Annotated in this window: 12 protein-coding genes; 8 read left to right on the top strand and 4 right to left on the bottom strand. The window is 66.8% G+C overall.

The features are described 5' to 3' along the window. Positions 1–64 precede the first annotated feature (64 nt). Genes QWL29_RS15535 through QWL29_RS15525 form a run of 3 tightly spaced genes read right to left on the bottom strand, consistent with a single transcriptional unit; the run spans position 65 to position 4829 of the window. Positions 65–1630 carry an FGGY-family carbohydrate kinase gene (locus tag QWL29_RS15535; RefSeq protein WP_305823789.1) on the bottom strand — a complete coding sequence of 522 codons (1566 nt, stop codon included), beginning with the start codon at positions 1628–1630 and terminating at the stop codon, positions 65–67. Next, complete coding sequence (locus QWL29_RS15530) at positions 1627–3246, bottom strand: glycerol-3-phosphate dehydrogenase/oxidase (RefSeq protein ID WP_305823788.1); 1620 nt, start codon at positions 3244–3246, stop codon at positions 1627–1629. The genes QWL29_RS15535 and QWL29_RS15530 overlap by 4 nt, the downstream gene beginning before the upstream one ends. Further along, positions 3243–4829, bottom strand: a complete 1587-nt coding sequence (locus QWL29_RS15525; protein ID WP_305823787.1) for an FAD-binding oxidoreductase — start codon at positions 4827–4829, stop codon at positions 3243–3245. Before QWL29_RS15525 ends, QWL29_RS15530 begins: the two co-directional genes overlap by 4 nt. 72 nt (positions 4830–4901) lie before the next feature. Between QWL29_RS15525 and QWL29_RS15520 the strand changes: the two genes are divergently transcribed. The 4 genes from QWL29_RS15520 (at position 4902) to QWL29_RS15505 (ending at position 9335) form a co-directional block, all read left to right on the top strand. Beyond that, a complete protein-coding gene (locus tag QWL29_RS15520) occupies positions 4902–5942 on the top strand; it encodes an AraC family transcriptional regulator (RefSeq protein WP_305823786.1) in 1041 nt (346 codons plus the stop codon). A gap of 58 nt (positions 5943–6000) precedes the next feature. After that, positions 6001–7224 carry a succinyldiaminopimelate transaminase gene (gene dapC / locus QWL29_RS15515; RefSeq protein ID WP_305823785.1) on the top strand — a complete coding sequence of 408 codons (1224 nt, stop codon included), beginning with the start codon at positions 6001–6003 and terminating at the stop codon, positions 7222–7224. 18 nt (positions 7225–7242) lie between these two features. Beyond that, a complete protein-coding gene (gene dapD, locus QWL29_RS15510; RefSeq protein ID WP_305823784.1) occupies positions 7243–8082 on the top strand; it encodes a 2,3,4,5-tetrahydropyridine-2,6-dicarboxylate N-succinyltransferase in 840 nt (279 codons plus the stop codon). 116 nt (positions 8083–8198) lie between these two features. Next, on the top strand, positions 8199–9335 hold the full coding sequence (locus tag QWL29_RS15505) for a PilT/PilU family type 4a pilus ATPase (RefSeq protein ID WP_305823856.1): 1137 nt from the start codon (positions 8199–8201) through the stop codon (positions 9333–9335). A gap of 37 nt (positions 9336–9372) precedes the next feature. Here QWL29_RS15505 and QWL29_RS15500 read toward each other — a convergent pair whose 3' ends face one another. Beyond that, complete coding sequence (locus tag QWL29_RS15500) at positions 9373–9900, bottom strand: hypothetical protein (protein ID WP_305823783.1); 528 nt, start codon at positions 9898–9900, stop codon at positions 9373–9375. A gap of 128 nt (positions 9901–10028) precedes the next feature. Here QWL29_RS15500 and QWL29_RS15495 point away from each other — a divergent pair, with 128 nt between their 5' ends. The 4 genes from QWL29_RS15495 to QWL29_RS15480 are packed head-to-tail and all read left to right on the top strand — an operon-like array spanning position 10029 to position 14460. After that, positions 10029–10388: an ArsC family reductase gene (locus tag QWL29_RS15495; protein ID WP_305823782.1), complete on the top strand. Its 360-nt coding sequence runs from the start codon at positions 10029–10031 to the stop codon at positions 10386–10388. Continuing rightward, positions 10385–11530, top strand: coding sequence for a succinyl-diaminopimelate desuccinylase (dapE, locus tag QWL29_RS15490; protein WP_305823781.1), 1146 nt, complete (start codon positions 10385–10387; stop codon positions 11528–11530). The genes QWL29_RS15495 and dapE overlap by 4 nt, the downstream gene beginning before the upstream one ends. Positions 11531–11561: 31 nt before the next feature. Next, entirely contained in the window at positions 11562–12452 is an 891-nt protein-coding gene (prmB, locus tag QWL29_RS15485; protein WP_305823780.1) for a 50S ribosomal protein L3 N(5)-glutamine methyltransferase, read from the top strand. 7 nt (positions 12453–12459) lie between these two features. Further along, the gene (locus QWL29_RS15480) at positions 12460–14460 is read left to right on the top strand and encodes an ATP-binding cassette domain-containing protein (protein ID WP_305823779.1); all 2001 of its coding nucleotides are present in this window, start codon (positions 12460–12462) and stop codon (positions 14458–14460) included. The last annotated feature ends 98 nt before the right edge of the window (positions 14461–14558 follow it).

Below are 14558 nucleotides of genomic sequence, written 5' to 3'. Positions count from 1 at the left end.
CATCGAGGTCGAAAGCATTCTTCTAACGCTTGGCAGGAATCGATCCATCACCGATCGGGTGCACTCATACCTGCGCAGGATAGCCGGTGATGTCGGCGATCTTCCGGTACAGCGGCTGCAAATTCCGGTACATCTTCTTGTAGACCTCCTTGTAGAGCCGGTCGTAGATGGCGCGATTGCCTTCGATCGGCTCGAACACCCTTCCCACCCGCGTCATGCCCGCTACCGCGCTGGCGAAATCCGGATACAGCCCGAGCCCGACGGCGGCGTCGATGGCCGCGCCCAGGCCCGAGGTTTCGTACACGTGCGGGCGCGCGGTCGGCAGACCGAAGATGTCGGCCGTGAGCTGCAGCGCCGCGTCGCTTTGCGAGCCGCCGCCGGACACGCGCAGCTCGGTGATCTTTACGCCGCTGCGTTTTTCGATGCGCTCCTTCCCTTCGCGCAGCGCGTAGGCCAGCCCTTCCAGGATTGCGCGGTAGACGTGGGCGCGGGTGTGCACGTCGCCGAAGCCGATGATCGCGCCCTTCGCTTCGCGCCCCGGCACGCGGATGCCGGGCGTCCAGTAGGGCTGCAGCATCAGGCCCATGGAGCCGGGCGGCACCGATTCGGCCAGCTGGTCGAACAAGGCTTCCGGCGCCACGTCTTCCAGCAGCGCGCGGCTTTGCTCCATGTGGCCGAACTGCTCCTTGAACCAGTTGACCATCCAGTAGCCGCGGAACACCTGCACCTCGGTGCTGTAGGCATCGGGGATGGCGGCCGGGTAAGGCGGCACGAAGGGCGTGACCTCGACGTACTTCCGGCTGGTGGTGTTCACGGTGGCCGTGGTGCCGTAGCTCAGGCAGCCGACGTGCGGCTCGTTGCAGCCAGCGCCCAGCACTTCGCAGGCCTTGTCGGCGGCGGCGGCAAACAGCGGCGTACCCTGCGGGATGCCGGTGGCATCGGCTGCCGCCGCATCGACTGCGCCCAGCCGGGTGCCGGGCGGCGCCAGCTCGGGCAGCATGCGCGCTTCCACGGCCAGGGCCTGCCACTTCCAGTCGCGGCTTGATGCCCAGCGGTGGCGCCGGTAGTCGAAAGGCAGGTAACCCACCTGCCCACCGCTGGAGTCGATGAAGCGTCCGCACAGGCGCCAGTTCAGGTAGCCCGACAGCAGCAGGAATTTATCCGTTGCCTCCCACACGTCCGGCTGGTGGGCGCGGATCCAGTTGATCTCGGCCTCGCTGCGGAAGTAGTCGATGGTATTGCTGACACGCGCCAGGCGGAAGGCGCCGCGCCAGAACGGGCCGATCGGCGGGACGGTGTCGGTGCGGCGCTGGTCGAGCCAGGTGATGGCCGGGCGCAGCGGCTGGCCGTCGCGGCCGAGATTGACCACGGTGCCGCGCTGGGTCGTCACCGCTACCGCGCGCACGGCGGCCCGCTCGGCGCCGGGCTGGGTCCACAGGCCCTGGCAGGCGCGGCACACGGCCTGCCAGTAATCGTCCGGCTCGTGCTCGGCCCAGCCGGGCTGGCGCGAGAAATAGGCTTCCAGCGGCACCTGGCACTTGGCAACGATGTCGCCGCGCAGGTCGAACAGCAAGGCGCGTACGCTCTGGGTGCCGTTGTCGATGGCGAGGATCAGGGGGTCGATCTTCATGCTGCGGTAATTGGTTCGTTGCTTGCGGCGGACGGCAGGCTGTAGTGGCGCGACCAGAGCGCGGTGTAGGCGGCTTGCTCCTGCTCCCAGCGCGCGTCGTTCCATCCCAGCTCGGCCTGGCAGATGGCGCGGATGCGGTCCATGTGGCCGGCCCCGCCGCCGCGCAGCAGCAGGCCGATGCGGGTACGGCGCAGCAGCAGATCGTCCAGGTGTTCGACCGCCTCGGCGCGCGCGGCCCAGCGCAGCTCGGCCCACAGGGTTTCGGTGCCGGGGATGTGTTCCAGCTCGCCGTCCTGCGCCGCATCGACCAGGGCCTGGGCCTGCGGACCATGGCGGCCGGTCAGGCGGCGCAGCAGCGGCGCCGGCATGCGCCGCGGCGCAGTGGGTGTTTCAACGGGCGCGTAGATCGGGCAAGGCGCCAGCGCATCGTTCCAGCCGGGCAGCTGGGGCCTGGCCTGGCGCAGCACGTCGAGCGCAATCGCACGGAAGGTGGTCAGCTTGCCGCCGGTGACGCTGACCAGGCCCTTGCCGCACCAGATCGCGTGCTCGCGGCCCAGCGTCGACGGCGCATCGCCCGTGCCGCTGTCGAGCACGGGGCGTACGCCGGCATAGGTGGCGATCACGTCGGTCTCCTGCAATGCCAGCTCCGGGAACTGGGCCTGCAAGGCTTGCAGCAGGTAGTCGAGTTCCGGGCGCGTGATCGCCGCTTCAAGCGCCAGGCCGTCGCGGTGGTCGACGTCGGTGGTGCCGACCAGGGTCGCGCCCTCCCAGGGAAAGGCGAACACCGGACGGCCGTCGACGGGGTGCATCAGGCTGATCGCCTGCGCCAGCGGCAGGCGCCAGGATGGCAGCAGCAAGTGGCTGCCGCGCAGCGGACGCAGGCGCGGCCCGCCCGTGGCAAGCTGCCCGGCCCAGACGCCGCCGGCGTCGATCACCAGACGCGCGCGCACCTCGAACAGGCCGGCGCCGTCCGCCTCGTCGCGCAGCACGGCGCCGGTCACCTTGTCGCCATCCTTCAGCAGCGAGCGCACGGTTATGTAGTTGACGGCGGCAGCGCCGTGGCGGCGCGCTTCCAGCAGCGTGCGCAGCACCAGGCGCGCATCGTCGGTCTTGGCGTCGGTATAGACGATGCCGCCGGCCAGCCCTGCGCGCGCCACGTTCGGCGCCAGCAGCGCAAATTCGCTCGCGTCCTGCCAATGCCGCTCGCGCCGGCCGGCGAACAAGTCGTACAGCGCCAGCCCGGCCAGCATGGTGCGGCGCTTGCGGCTGCTGGCGCCGTAGTCGGGAAAGGCAAAGCGCTGCGGCTCGACCAGGCCGGGGGCATCGCGCAGCAGGGCTTCGCGTTCGCGCACCGCTTCGCGCGTGAGCTTGACGTGGCCCTGCGCCAGGTAGCGCAGGCCGCCGTGCACCAGTTTCGACGAGCGGCTCGACGTGCCCCAGGCGAAGTCGCGTCCCTCGACCAATAGCGCGCGCAGGCCGCGCCGCGACGCTTCGAGCAGGATGCCGGCGCCGGTGATGCCGCCGCCGATCACGAGCACGTCCCACTCGCGCGTCAGCAGTTCGGGCAGGCTTGCCCGCCATCCGCCCTGCCAATTCGCATGGCCGCCCGCGTTCATGGCAGCACCAGCTTGCCGGGGTTCATGCGCCTTTCCGGGTCGAACTCGCGGAACAGCGCGCGCATTGCCGCCAGTCCCAGCTCGCCCTTTTCGGCTTCCAGCCAGGGCGCATGGTCGGCGCCCACGCCGTGCTGGTGGCTGATGGTGCCGCCGCTGGCGACGATGGCGTTCGACACGGCCTGCTTCAGATCGCGCCAGCGCGCCAGGTCGGTCTCGAAGTCGCCGCTCAAGCGGTACACGAAGGTCGAGTACACGCTGGCGCCTTGCGGGTAGATATGCGACAGGTGGGTGTAGGCGTGCACCCGCTCGCCGTGGGCGGCAAACGCCTCGTCGGCTGCGGCTTCGACGGCCTGCATGGCGCGTGTCACACCGGGCCAGTCGACGGCCGTCTCCACGGTGTCGATGGCGTAGCCGTAGGCCCAGGCCGTATTGCGCAGGTAGACGTTGCGGAAGCGCCCGTGGCGCCAGCGCTCGCCCAGGGCGCGGCCGATGTGCACGCCGCCGGCAAGCCGCAATGCGGCGCGCAGGGCCGCCTTGGCCTGCACCCTGTCGCCGGTCACGCCGATCATCAGCATGCATTTGTTCGCGCCGCAGCCGCGCCAGCCCAGGTAGCGTTCCAGCAGGCCGACTTGCCTGGCGTGGCCGGCCAGCGCCAGCATGGTCGTGGTCTCCACCGCGTTCGACAGGCGCAGCATCGACAGCGGCAGGCGCGCCTGCGACAGTTCGCGCACGGCGCGTTCGGCGCGCTCCCAATTGGGGAAGAAGACGGCGTGGAAGGCTTCGTACTCGGGCAGGCGCGAGACGCGCACGGTGGCTTCGGTGAGGATGCCCAGCCGTCCCTCGGAACCGAGCACCATCTCGCGCAAATCGATGCCGGCGGCCGAGGCCGGGAAAGTCGGGATCTCCAGCGTGCCGTTTGGCGTTTCCACCCGGCCGCCGGCGAACAGCCCCTCGATGCGGCCATAGCGCAGCGACTGCTGGCCGGACGAGCGCGTGACCACCCAGCCGCCCAGCGTGGAATACTCGAAGGATTGCGGGAAGTGGCCAAGCGTGTAGCCATGGGCGCGCAGCTGGGCTTCCAGGTCGGGGCCGGTGACGCCGGCGCCAAAGGTGGCCAACTGCGCCTCGCGGTCCAGCGCGATGAGACTGCGCATGCGCCGCATGTCGATGCACAGCGTCGGTTGTGCGGCGTCGGGCACATTCACGTGGCCGGCCACGCTGGTGCCGCCGCCGTAGGGAATCACGTCCGCGCCACAGCGCTGGGCGTGCAGCAGCAGCGAGCGCACCTGCTCGGCGCTTTCGGGAAAGGCGACGCCGTCCGGCACCGCGCCCAGGCGGCCGTGGCGCAGGCGCAGCCAGTCGGGCAGGCTCTGGCCCAGCGCATGCAGGGCGCGCGTGGCGGGTGTGGTGTCGACCAGCGGATGCGGCGCCAGGCGGCCCGCGCCGATCGACGCGCAGGCCTCGTCGAAGCCGGCATCCACCGACGCCGTTCCGCTGCCGATACGTGTTTCAAGGAAGGCCAACGCCTCGTCGCCCAGCGCTACATCGACCGTGTCGTCGCCCCAGCCATTCCACCGTTTCATGCAGGTTTCCCTTTATACTCTTTCAACATTCGCGAAGCGTATGCGAGAAGCCAGCCGCCGTATTGCTCCTTTATGACAAAGCCTTGTTCGATTGCGCCAGTCGCCGACAACCCGTCGCAGCGGGTGACTGGCTCCTACCTGCAGCCGCTGCTCGACGCTGCCGCCGCGCGCGGCGTGGCGCCTGCCGACCTGGCACGCGCCGCCGGGCTGGCGCCCGAACGCCTGGCGCCCCTGCCCGACTCGTTGTCCGCGCCCGACTACATCCGCCTGCTCGATGCCGGCGCCGAACTCGCAAACGATCCGCACTTCGGCCTGCACGTGGGCGAATGCGTGAAGCTCGGCACCTACAGCGTGTACGGCCTGGTGCTGCTGGCCTGCCGCGACATCGGCCAGGCGCTGGAACAGACCATGCGCTACGAAGCGCTGGCCCACGACCTGGGCCGCTCGCAGGTAACGGTGAGCGGCGCCACGGCGCGCTACGAGTGGATCAGCCATTACCCGACTGCCGGCCGCCACCTGGTGGAGAGCGTGTTTGCCGGCATCCAGACCTTCGGGCGCTGGCTGGCGGGCGGCGTGCTGCCGGTGGCGCAGGTCTCCTTTGCCCACGCGGGCGAAGCGGACATGGGCGAATACGAGCGCGTGTTCGGCAGCCGTCCCGTGTTCGATGCGCCGGCCAACTGCGGCGAATTCGACGCGGCGCTGTTGTCGCTGCCGGTGCCGAACGCCGACATCTCGCTGTACCCGGTGTTGCAGCAGCACGCCGAGCGCCTGCTCGGCCAGCGCGAACCGGGTGCGCCGGCCATCGTCGCCGGGGTGCGCGCCGCCATCATCCGCAACCTGGCGCACGACCGGGTGCGGCTGGCGTCAATCGCCCAGGAACTCGACCTGTCGCCGCGCACCCTGCAGCGCAAACTCAGCGAGGCCGGCGCCAGCTTCCAGGGTGTGCTGGACGGCGCCCGCTATGCGCTGGCCCAGGATTACCTGCGCCAGCCGGAGCTGTCGCTGGCCGACATCGCCTTCCTGCTCGGCTACCAGGAACAAAGCGCGTTCACCCACGCGTTCAAGGAGTGGGCCGGCGTGAATCCGGGCGCCTGGCGCGAGCGCGCCACCTAACGTGGCCTCCTTTTTATCGGCGCTATAATGGTTCTTTTCGCATTGCCCCGGGACCGCCGTGAATCCACATCTCGACAAACTCCACCCCTACCCTTTTGAGAAGCTGCGCGAACTGTTTGCCGGCGTCACGCCGCATGCGGACTACGCGCCGATCAGCCTCGGCATCGGCGAGCCCAAGCACCCGACGCCCGCCTTTATCGAAAAAGCCCTGACCCACGCGATTGCCGGCCTGGCCAACTACCCGAGCACGATCGGCAGCGAGCCGCTGCGCGCGGCGATTGCCGGCTGGCTCGAACGCCGCTATGCGATTCCGGCGCTCGACCCGGCGACCATGGTGCTGCCGGTGAACGGCTCGCGCGAGGCCTTGTTTGGGATTGCCCACGCCGTGATCGATGCCAGCCGCCCCGACCCGCTGGTACTCAGCCCGAACCCGTTCTACCAGATCTACGAAGGCGCGGCCTACCTGGCCGGCGCCTCGCCCTGGTTCGTGAACTCGGACCCGGCGCGCAACTTCGCGCCCGACTTCAGCACCGTGCCAGACGATGTGTGGGCGCGCGTGCAGCTGCTGTATATCTGCTCGCCGGGCAATCCGACCGGCGCCGTGCTCTCGCAGGGCGACTGGCGCGAGCTGTTCGAGCTCTCCGACCGCCACGGCTTCGTGATCGCGGCCGACGAGTGCTATTCCGAGATCTACTGCGGCGCCACGCCGCCACTCGGTGCGCTGGAAGCGGCGCACGCGCTTGGGCGCAGCAGCGGCGAGCGGCCGTATGCGAATTTGATCGTGTTTTCCAGCCTGTCGAAGCGCTCGAACGTGCCGGGCATGCGCTCGGGTTTTGTTGCCGGCGACCCGCAAGTCATCAAGAAATTCCTGCTATACCGCACCTACAGCGGCGGCGCCATGTCGCCACCGGTGCAAACGGCCTCGATCGCAGCCTGGAACGACGAGACCCACGTGCAGGACAACCGCACGCTGTACAAGGAAAAGTTCAGCCTGATCACGCCGCTGCTGCGCCAGGTGATGGACGTCGAACTGCCCGACGCCGGCTTTTATTTGTGGGCCGACGTGCGCCGGACCGGCCTTTCCGACACCGAGTTCGCACGCCGTCTCTACGCCGAATATAATGTGACGGTTCTGCCCGGCAGTTATCTCGCGCGCGACGCGCACGGGACCAATCCGGGCCGCAACCGTATCCGCATGGCGCTGGTGGCGGGCGTCGACGAAGGGCTGGAAGCAGCCACGCGCATCGTCCAGTTCTGCCAGAATCTGCGCACCGCATCCTGAAACAGAGATTATTCAATCATGACCCAACAACTCCAGAACATCATCGACACCGCGTGGGAACAGCGCGCGGACTTCAGCCCATCGACCGCCCCTGCAGACGTGCGCGACGCCGTCGCCCAGGTACTGGCTGGCCTCGATGCCGGCACCCTGCGCGTGGCCCAGAAAGAAGGCGGCGAGTGGATCGTCAACCAGTGGATCAAGAAGGCCGTGCTGCTGTCGTTCCGCCTCGAGAACAACGTCCAAATGCCGGCGGCGGCGGGCCTCGGCGGCAGCCTGCAGTTCTACGACAAGGTCCCGACCAAGTTCGCCGACTACAGCGCCGAAGATTTTGCAAAAGGCGGCTTCCGCGTGGTGCCGCCGGCCGTTGCGCGCCGCGGCTCCTTCATCGGCAAGAACGTGGTGCTGATGCCGTCGTACGTCAACATCGGCGCCTACGTCGACGAAGGCACCATGGTCGACACCTGGGCCACCGTCGGCTCCTGCGCCCAGATCGGCAAGAACGTCCACCTGTCGGGCGGCGTCGGCATCGGCGGCGTGCTGGAACCGATGCAGGCCAATCCGACCATCATCGAAGACAACTGCTTCATCGGCGCCCGCTCGGAAATCGTCGAAGGCGTGATCGTCGAAGAGAACTCGGTGATCTCGATGGGCGTGTACATCGGCCAGTCGACCAAGATCTACAACCGCGAAACCGGCGAAGTGAGCTATGGCCGCGTGCCGTCGGGTTCGGTGGTGGTGTCGGGTTCGCTGCCCTCAAGCGATGGCAAGTACAGCCTGTACTGCGCCGTGATCGTCAAGCGCGTGGATGCGCAGACGCGTTCGAAGACCGGCATCAACGAGCTGCTGCGCGGGGTTTAAGGGTTGAACGGTTGCGCGAATGTGCAACCGTGCGTTGAACGCGTGGGCACAGGAGCGCCCACGCGTCCAGCCAACGCATGATTTATCGACAAATTTGCATCACCGGGGATACCACCATGGCCATGGACCGCCTGTTCCAACTCATGAAGGAAAAAAACGCGTCGGACATGTTCTTCGCGGTGAACTCTCCCGTCCACATCAAGATCAACGCGAACCTCATCCCGATCAACCAGAACAAGCTCGACCCGAGCAACATCCTCTCCCTGCTGTCGGAAGTCACCACGCCAGAGCAGCGCGAGGAACTCGAGCGCACCAATGAACTCAACATGGGCATCTCGGTGCCCAACCTCGGCCGCTTCCGCCTGTCGGCCTTCCGCCAGCGCGGCAGCATCTCGGCCGTGTTCCGCTTCGTGCCGGCCACCATCCCGCCCTTGGGAGAACTCGGCCTGCCGCCTGTGCTGTCCGAACTGATCATGGAAAAGCGCGGCCTGCTGCTCGTGGTCGGCGCCACCGGCTCCGGCAAGTCGACCACCATCGCCGCTATGCTCGACTACCGCAACGAGCACCGCACTGGCCACATCCTCACGCTGGAGGACCCGATTGAATACCTCTTCAAGAACAAGAAATCGATCGTCAACCAGCGCGAAATCGGCAGCGACGCCCTCGACTTCAACATGGCCCTGCGCAACTCGCTGCGCCAGGCGCCGGACGTGATTTTGATCGGCGAAATCCGCGACCGCGACACCATGACCGCGGCGCTGGCCTACGCCCAGTCCGGCCACCTGGTGGTCGCCACCCTGCACGCCAACAACAGCTACAACGCGCTGAACCGCATCATCAGTTTTTATCCCATCGAGAACCGCCAGGCCCTGCTGCAGGACCTGGCCTCGGCGACCAAGGCGATTGTTTCGCAGCGCCTGGTGCGCGCAGCGGCCGGCGGCACGCGCCAGCCGGCGGTCGAGATCCTGCTGAACACCCGCTACATCGCCGACCTGATCGAAAAAGGTGAACTCGGCGGTATCAAGGAAGCGATGGACAAGAGCTTGTCGCCGGGTTCGCAGTCGTTCGAAGCGGCGCTGCTGGCGCTGGTGCAAGCGGGTCTCGTGACGCAGGAAGAAGCGCTGGCGAATGCGGATTCGGCGACCAACCTGCTCTGGCTGCTGAACAACGGGCCGGCCAGGGATGCGAACGAGACGGGCAAGAAAGATGAACCCGACTCGCCGACCTTCACCGAGTTCACGCTCAACAGCTGAACCTCCAAGGACCCTGCCGACGGCTAGCCGGTGCGCGCTACCTCCTGCCTCCGGCATCGGCGCGCGGGCAAGGTGGCGGCACAATCTGTTGGTCCGTCCGCTCCCTGGCCGACTTGGGAAATACATCATCCAGGCGTCGCTCGCCGCGAAGCAAGGCATGAATGTTGTTACGGGCTTGCTGCACGTCGCGCCGCGCGCCTACCTCCACCACATTCCCCGAATCCGCTTTAAAAACAGGCCCATGCGCTGCGCCAAACCCGGCAAAGTAAGTACCGACGTCGAGACGCACGCCGCAACAAGATGCTGTCGAAAAGCGTATCTTCCTGACGCTTCCGTGGCCGCGTAACCGGTCCACGATCTCTATCTCGCCTTCGATGTGCGGACCGCTGACGTCGTCCGTACGCCCAGGCAGCGCACGGGCACTGACCAGCCGGAAAATGAACACCTCCTTTGCGGCCTGTATGCCAACCGTGCCCAGCAGCCCGGGCTCGCAGGTGCAGGCCTGCGCCAGGCTGAACATCCAGTAAAGTCCGGCAAACAGGAAGAACCGCGCTTTGCGCTTCATGGCACACCCGCTGGATAGATAGTTTCCCAAGAATATCATCTAAACAGGCACACACCGCCTGTGCTATCCTCGCCCCTTCCCGATTTCCGCCACACCGCAAGCCCGCCTTGCCTCGCACGATTACGCCCATGACCATCACCCTCTACGGTATCCCCAACTGCGACACCGTCAAGAAAGCCCGTACCTGGCTCACTGAAAACAAGCACGACTTCAGCTTCCACGACTTCAAGAAACAGGGCCTGCCGCGCGAACTCGCGGCGCGCTGGCTCGATCAGCTGGACTGGGAAGTCCTCGTCAACCGCAAGGGCATGACCTGGCGTAACCTGCCGGACGAGCGCAAGGCGTCGATCACCGACAAGGCCGCCGCCCTGGAACTGATGCTGGAAAACCCGTCCGTCATCAAGCGTCCGGTACTGGAAGGCGCCGGCCCGCTGAACGTCGGTTTTTCGGCCGACCAATACAGCCGTATCTTCGCGGAGGCCGCATGATCGCCAAGCCCTCGCGCACCCTCGACCTGGCCCGGGAACTGATCGCGCTCGACTCGATCACCCCGCACGACAAGGGTTGCCAGCAGCGCCTGGCCGAGCTGCTGCTGCCGCTGGGTTTTGTTTGCGAAACGATCGAATCGAACGGCGTCACCAACCTGTGGGCACGCAAGGGTCTTGAATCGCCGGTGCTGGTCTTCGCCGGCCACACCGACGTGGTGCCGACCGGGCCGGTGCACCAGTGGAGCTCGGCCCCGTTCGAGCCGACCGTCCGCGACGGCAAGCTGTACGGTCGCGGCGCCGCCGACATGAAGACCTCGATCGCGGCCATGGTCATCGCCTGCGAAGAGTTCATCGCCGCCAATCCCGACCACCTGGGTTCGATCGCCTTTTTGATCACCAGCGACGAGGAAGGCCCGGCCGTGGACGGCACCGTGGTCGTCTGCGACCTGCTGGAAGAACGCGGCGAGACGCTCGACTACTGCATCGTCGGCGAGCCGACCTCCAGCCACATCCTGGGCGACATGATCAAGAACGGCCGCCGCGGTTCGCTCTCGGGCCACCTGGTGATCAAGGGCATCCAGGGCCACATCGCCTACCCGCACCTGGCGCGCAATCCGATCCACCAGGCCGCGCCGGCGCTGGCGGAACTGGCGGCGGAAGTCTGGGACGAAGGCAACGAATACTACGCGCCGACCAGCTGGCAGGTCTCGAACCTCCACTCGGGCACCGGCGCCACCAATGTGATCCCGGGCGACATGACGGTCGACTTCAATTTCCGCTTCTCCACCGCCTCGACGGCCGAGGGCCTGGAAGCGCGCGTGCACGCCATCCTCGACCGCCACGGCCTGGAATACCAGCTCGACTGGACGCTGTCGGGCCAGCCCTTCCTCACGCCGAAGGGCACGCTGTCGGACGCGGTGTGCAAGGCGATCTTCGACGAGACCGGCGTCGGCACCGAACTGTCGACCACCGGCGGCACTTCGGATGGGCGCTTCATCGCCCGCATCTGCCCCCAGGTGATAGAATTCGGCCCACCCAACGCCAGCATCCACAAGATCGACGAGCACGTCGAACTGCGCTTTATCGATCCCTTGAAGAACGTCTACCGCCGTACGCTGGAACACCTGCTGGCCGCCGCATAACCATTGAGCCGCTAACACGCGAGAACACACCATGACTCCCACGCCTTTCAGCACCCCGCGCGACCTGCTGCGCTACGCCGTTACCCGCTTCAACGCCGCCAAGCTGTTCTTCGGCCACGGCAGCGCCGAAGCCTTCGACGAAGCCGCCTACCTGATCCTGCACACGCTGAAGCTGCCGCTCGACCGCCTCGATCCCTTCCTCGATGCGAAGCTGCTGCCGGAAGAAGTGCTGCAGGTGCTGCAGGTGATCGAGCGCCGCACCAGCGAGCGCGTGCCGGCTGCCTACATCACCAACGAAGCCTGGCTCGGCACCTACGCCTTCTATGTGGACGAGCGCGTGCTGGTGCCGCGTTCCTTCATCGCCGAGCTGATCCCGCACTTCTTCAGCCCGTGGGTGACCAACCCGTTCGAGGTCGAGAACGTGCTCGAACTGTGCACGGGCTCGGGCTGCCTGGCGATCATGATGGCCGACGTCTACCAGAACGCCGTGGTCGATGCGGTCGACATCTCGACCGACGCGCTGGCCGTGGCCGAGCGTAACATCCGCGACTACAAGTTAGAGGGCCGCGTGAACCCGATCGAGTCCGACCTGTACGAGAACGTGCCGTTCAAGAAGTACGACCTGATCGTCACCAATCCCCCGTACGTGAATGCTTCGTCGATGGCCAAGCTGCCGCCGGAATACCTGCGCGAGCCGCAGATCGCCCTGCACGGCGGCGACGACGGCATGGACCTGGTGCGCAAGATCGTGGCCGGCGCCGCCGAACGCCTGACGCCGGAAGGCATCCTGGTGGTCGAGATCGGCAACGAAGCCGAGTACGCGGAAGCCGCCTTTGGCCACCTCGGCCTGACCTGGCTGACCACGAGCGCCGGCGACGATGCCGTGTTCCTGCTCACCGCCGAACAACTGCAAGCACAATAAGAACCACATGATCCGTTTCCTGAACGTCAGCCTGATGCGCGGCACCAAGCCGCTACTGGAAGGCGCCGACCTGACCCTGAACCCGGGCGACAAGATCGGCCTGATCGGCGCCAACGGCGCCGGCAAATCCAGCCTGTTCGCCATGCTGCGCAACGAACTCCATGCCGACGCCGGCGAGATCGATTTCCCGTCCAAGTGGCGCATGGCCTATGTGGCCCAGGAGACGCCGGCGCTCGACCGCCCGGCGCTGGAATACGCGATCGACGGCGACGTCACCCTGCGCCGCCTGCAGGCCGAACTCGATGCGCTGGAAGCGGCGCCGCATACCGAGGAAAACGGTATCGCGATGGGCAACGTGCACGGCGCGCTGATGGACGCCGACGCCTATACCGTGCAGTCGCGCGGCGAGCAGTTGCTGCTGGGCCTGGGCTTTTCGCTCGACCAGATGCAGCAGCCGGTGGCGAGTTTTTCCGGCGGCTGGCGCATGCGCCTGAACCTGGCGCAGGCGCTGATGTGCCCATCCGACCTGCTGCTGCTCGATGAACCGACGAACCACCTGGATCTGGATGCGATCATCTGGCTGGAAGACTGGCTCAAGCGCTATCCGGGCACCCTGGTCATCATTTCCCACGATCGCGACTTCCTCGACGAGATCGTGAACGTGGTGGTGCACATCGACGAGCGCAAACTCAAGCGCTACTCGGGCAACTACTCGTCGTTCGAGCGCCAGCGCGCCGCCGCCCTGGTGCTGGCCGCCAGCGCCATGGAAAAGCAGCAGCGTACCCGCGCTCACCTGGAATCCTTCATCAACCGCTTCAAGGCGCAAGCCACCAAGGCGCGCCAGGCGCAAAGCCGCATGAAGGCGCTGGCCAAGATGGAAGAACTGGCGCCGCTGCGCGCGGCCGCCGAGTTCTCGTTCGAGTTCCGCGAGCCGCTGGCGGCGCCCAATCCGCTGCTGGTGCTGGAAGACGTGGATGCCGGCTATCCGATCCTGGACGAGTACGGCGACCGGGTCGACGCCAAGACCATCGTCAAGCGCGTGAACTTCTCGCTGCAGATCGGCCAGCGCATTGGCCTGCTGGGTGTGAATGGCGCCGGTAAATCCACGCTGATCAAGACCATCGCCGGCGAACTGGCGCCCGTGAACGGCATCGCCACAGTCGGCAAGGGCCTGTCGATCGGCTACTTCGCCCAGCACCAGGTGGAGATGCTGCGCCACGACGAATCGCCGCTGTGGCACCTGGCGAAGATCGCCCCCACCGTGCGCGAGCAGGAGCTGCGCAACTTCCTCGGCGGCTTCAACTTCCCGGGCACCATGGTCACCAGCCCGATCAAGCCTTTCTCGGGCGGCGAAAAGGCGCGCCTGGCGCTGGCCCTGATCGTGTGGCAGCGCCCTAACCTGCTGCTGCTCGATGAACCGACCAACCACCTGGACTTGGAAACGCGCGAGGCGCTGACGCTGGCGCTGGCCCAGTTCGAGGGCACGCTGGTGGTGGTATCCCACGATCGCCACCTGCTGCGGGCTACCACCGACCAGTTCATCATCGTCGCCGACGGCAAGCTGCAGCCCTTCGACGGCGACCTGGACGACTACAAGGACTGGCTGTTCCAGACCAAGCTGGGCAAGGGCACCGTTGGCCTGCCGACGGCGAAGGACAAGGAGCCTGTCGCGGCGCCGGTTGCCGTCCAGGCGGTTGCCGCTGCCCCGGTGCCGGCCGCCGACCGCAAGGAACAGAAGCGCCTGGGCGCCGAAGAGCGCCAGCGCCTGGCGGCCCTGAAGAAGCCGATCGAGAACCGCATCAAGCGTGTCGAGGAGCAGATGGCCAAGCTGAATGCGAAAAAGGCCGTCATCGACGCGCGCCTGCTGGAGCCGGCGGTGTATGAGGCGGACAAGAAGGATGAGCTGAAGAACCTGGTGGCGGACCAGGCGTTCTGCGTGCGTGACCTGGGGACGCTGGAGAACGAGTGGCTGGAGTTGCAGGAGCAGTTGGAGGGGTTGGCGGCTTGAGGGGCGTCCCGGTTATGTGACCGGGGGGCTTGCGCTGTGTGGTGGGTACGAGTACCCACCCTAATGTGATGGACTCCACCCTCCTGATAACGGCATCA

Origin of the sequence: Massilia brevitalea (genome assembly GCF_030711405.1) — a bacterium.
Classification (GTDB): Bacteria; Pseudomonadota; Gammaproteobacteria; order Burkholderiales; family Burkholderiaceae_D; genus Telluria; species Telluria brevitalea.
The sequence above is the reverse complement of the archived record's forward strand: the minus strand, read 5'-3'. Positions and strand labels throughout refer to the sequence as shown.

What these genes read in the sequence shown, in the direction of transcription:
- QWL29_RS15535 (WP_305823789.1), bottom strand. Translation starts at nt 1,630, where the DNA reads ATGAAGATCGACCCCCTGATCCTCGCCATCGACAACGGCACCCAGAGC.
- QWL29_RS15480 (WP_305823779.1), top strand. Translation starts at nt 12,460, where the DNA reads ATGATCCGTTTCCTGAACGTCAGCCTGATGCGCGGCACCAAGCCGCTA.
- QWL29_RS15530 (WP_305823788.1), bottom strand. Translation starts at nt 3,246, where the DNA reads ATGAACGCGGGCGGCCATGCGAATTGGCAGGGCGGATGGCGGGCAAGC.
- QWL29_RS15505 (WP_305823856.1), top strand. Translation starts at nt 8,199, where the DNA reads ATGGCCATGGACCGCCTGTTCCAACTCATGAAGGAAAAAAACGCGTCG.
- dapE (WP_305823781.1), top strand. Translation starts at nt 10,385, where the DNA reads ATGATCGCCAAGCCCTCGCGCACCCTCGACCTGGCCCGGGAACTGATC.
- QWL29_RS15495 (WP_305823782.1), top strand. Translation starts at nt 10,029, where the DNA reads ATGACCATCACCCTCTACGGTATCCCCAACTGCGACACCGTCAAGAAA.
- QWL29_RS15500 (WP_305823783.1), bottom strand. Translation starts at nt 9,900, where the DNA reads ATGAAGCGCAAAGCGCGGTTCTTCCTGTTTGCCGGACTTTACTGGATG.
- QWL29_RS15525 (WP_305823787.1), bottom strand. Translation starts at nt 4,829, where the DNA reads ATGAAACGGTGGAATGGCTGGGGCGACGACACGGTCGATGTAGCGCTG.
- dapD (WP_305823784.1), top strand. Translation starts at nt 7,243, where the DNA reads ATGACCCAACAACTCCAGAACATCATCGACACCGCGTGGGAACAGCGC.
- QWL29_RS15520 (WP_305823786.1), top strand. Translation starts at nt 4,902, where the DNA reads ATGACAAAGCCTTGTTCGATTGCGCCAGTCGCCGACAACCCGTCGCAG.
- prmB (WP_305823780.1), top strand. Translation starts at nt 11,562, where the DNA reads ATGACTCCCACGCCTTTCAGCACCCCGCGCGACCTGCTGCGCTACGCC.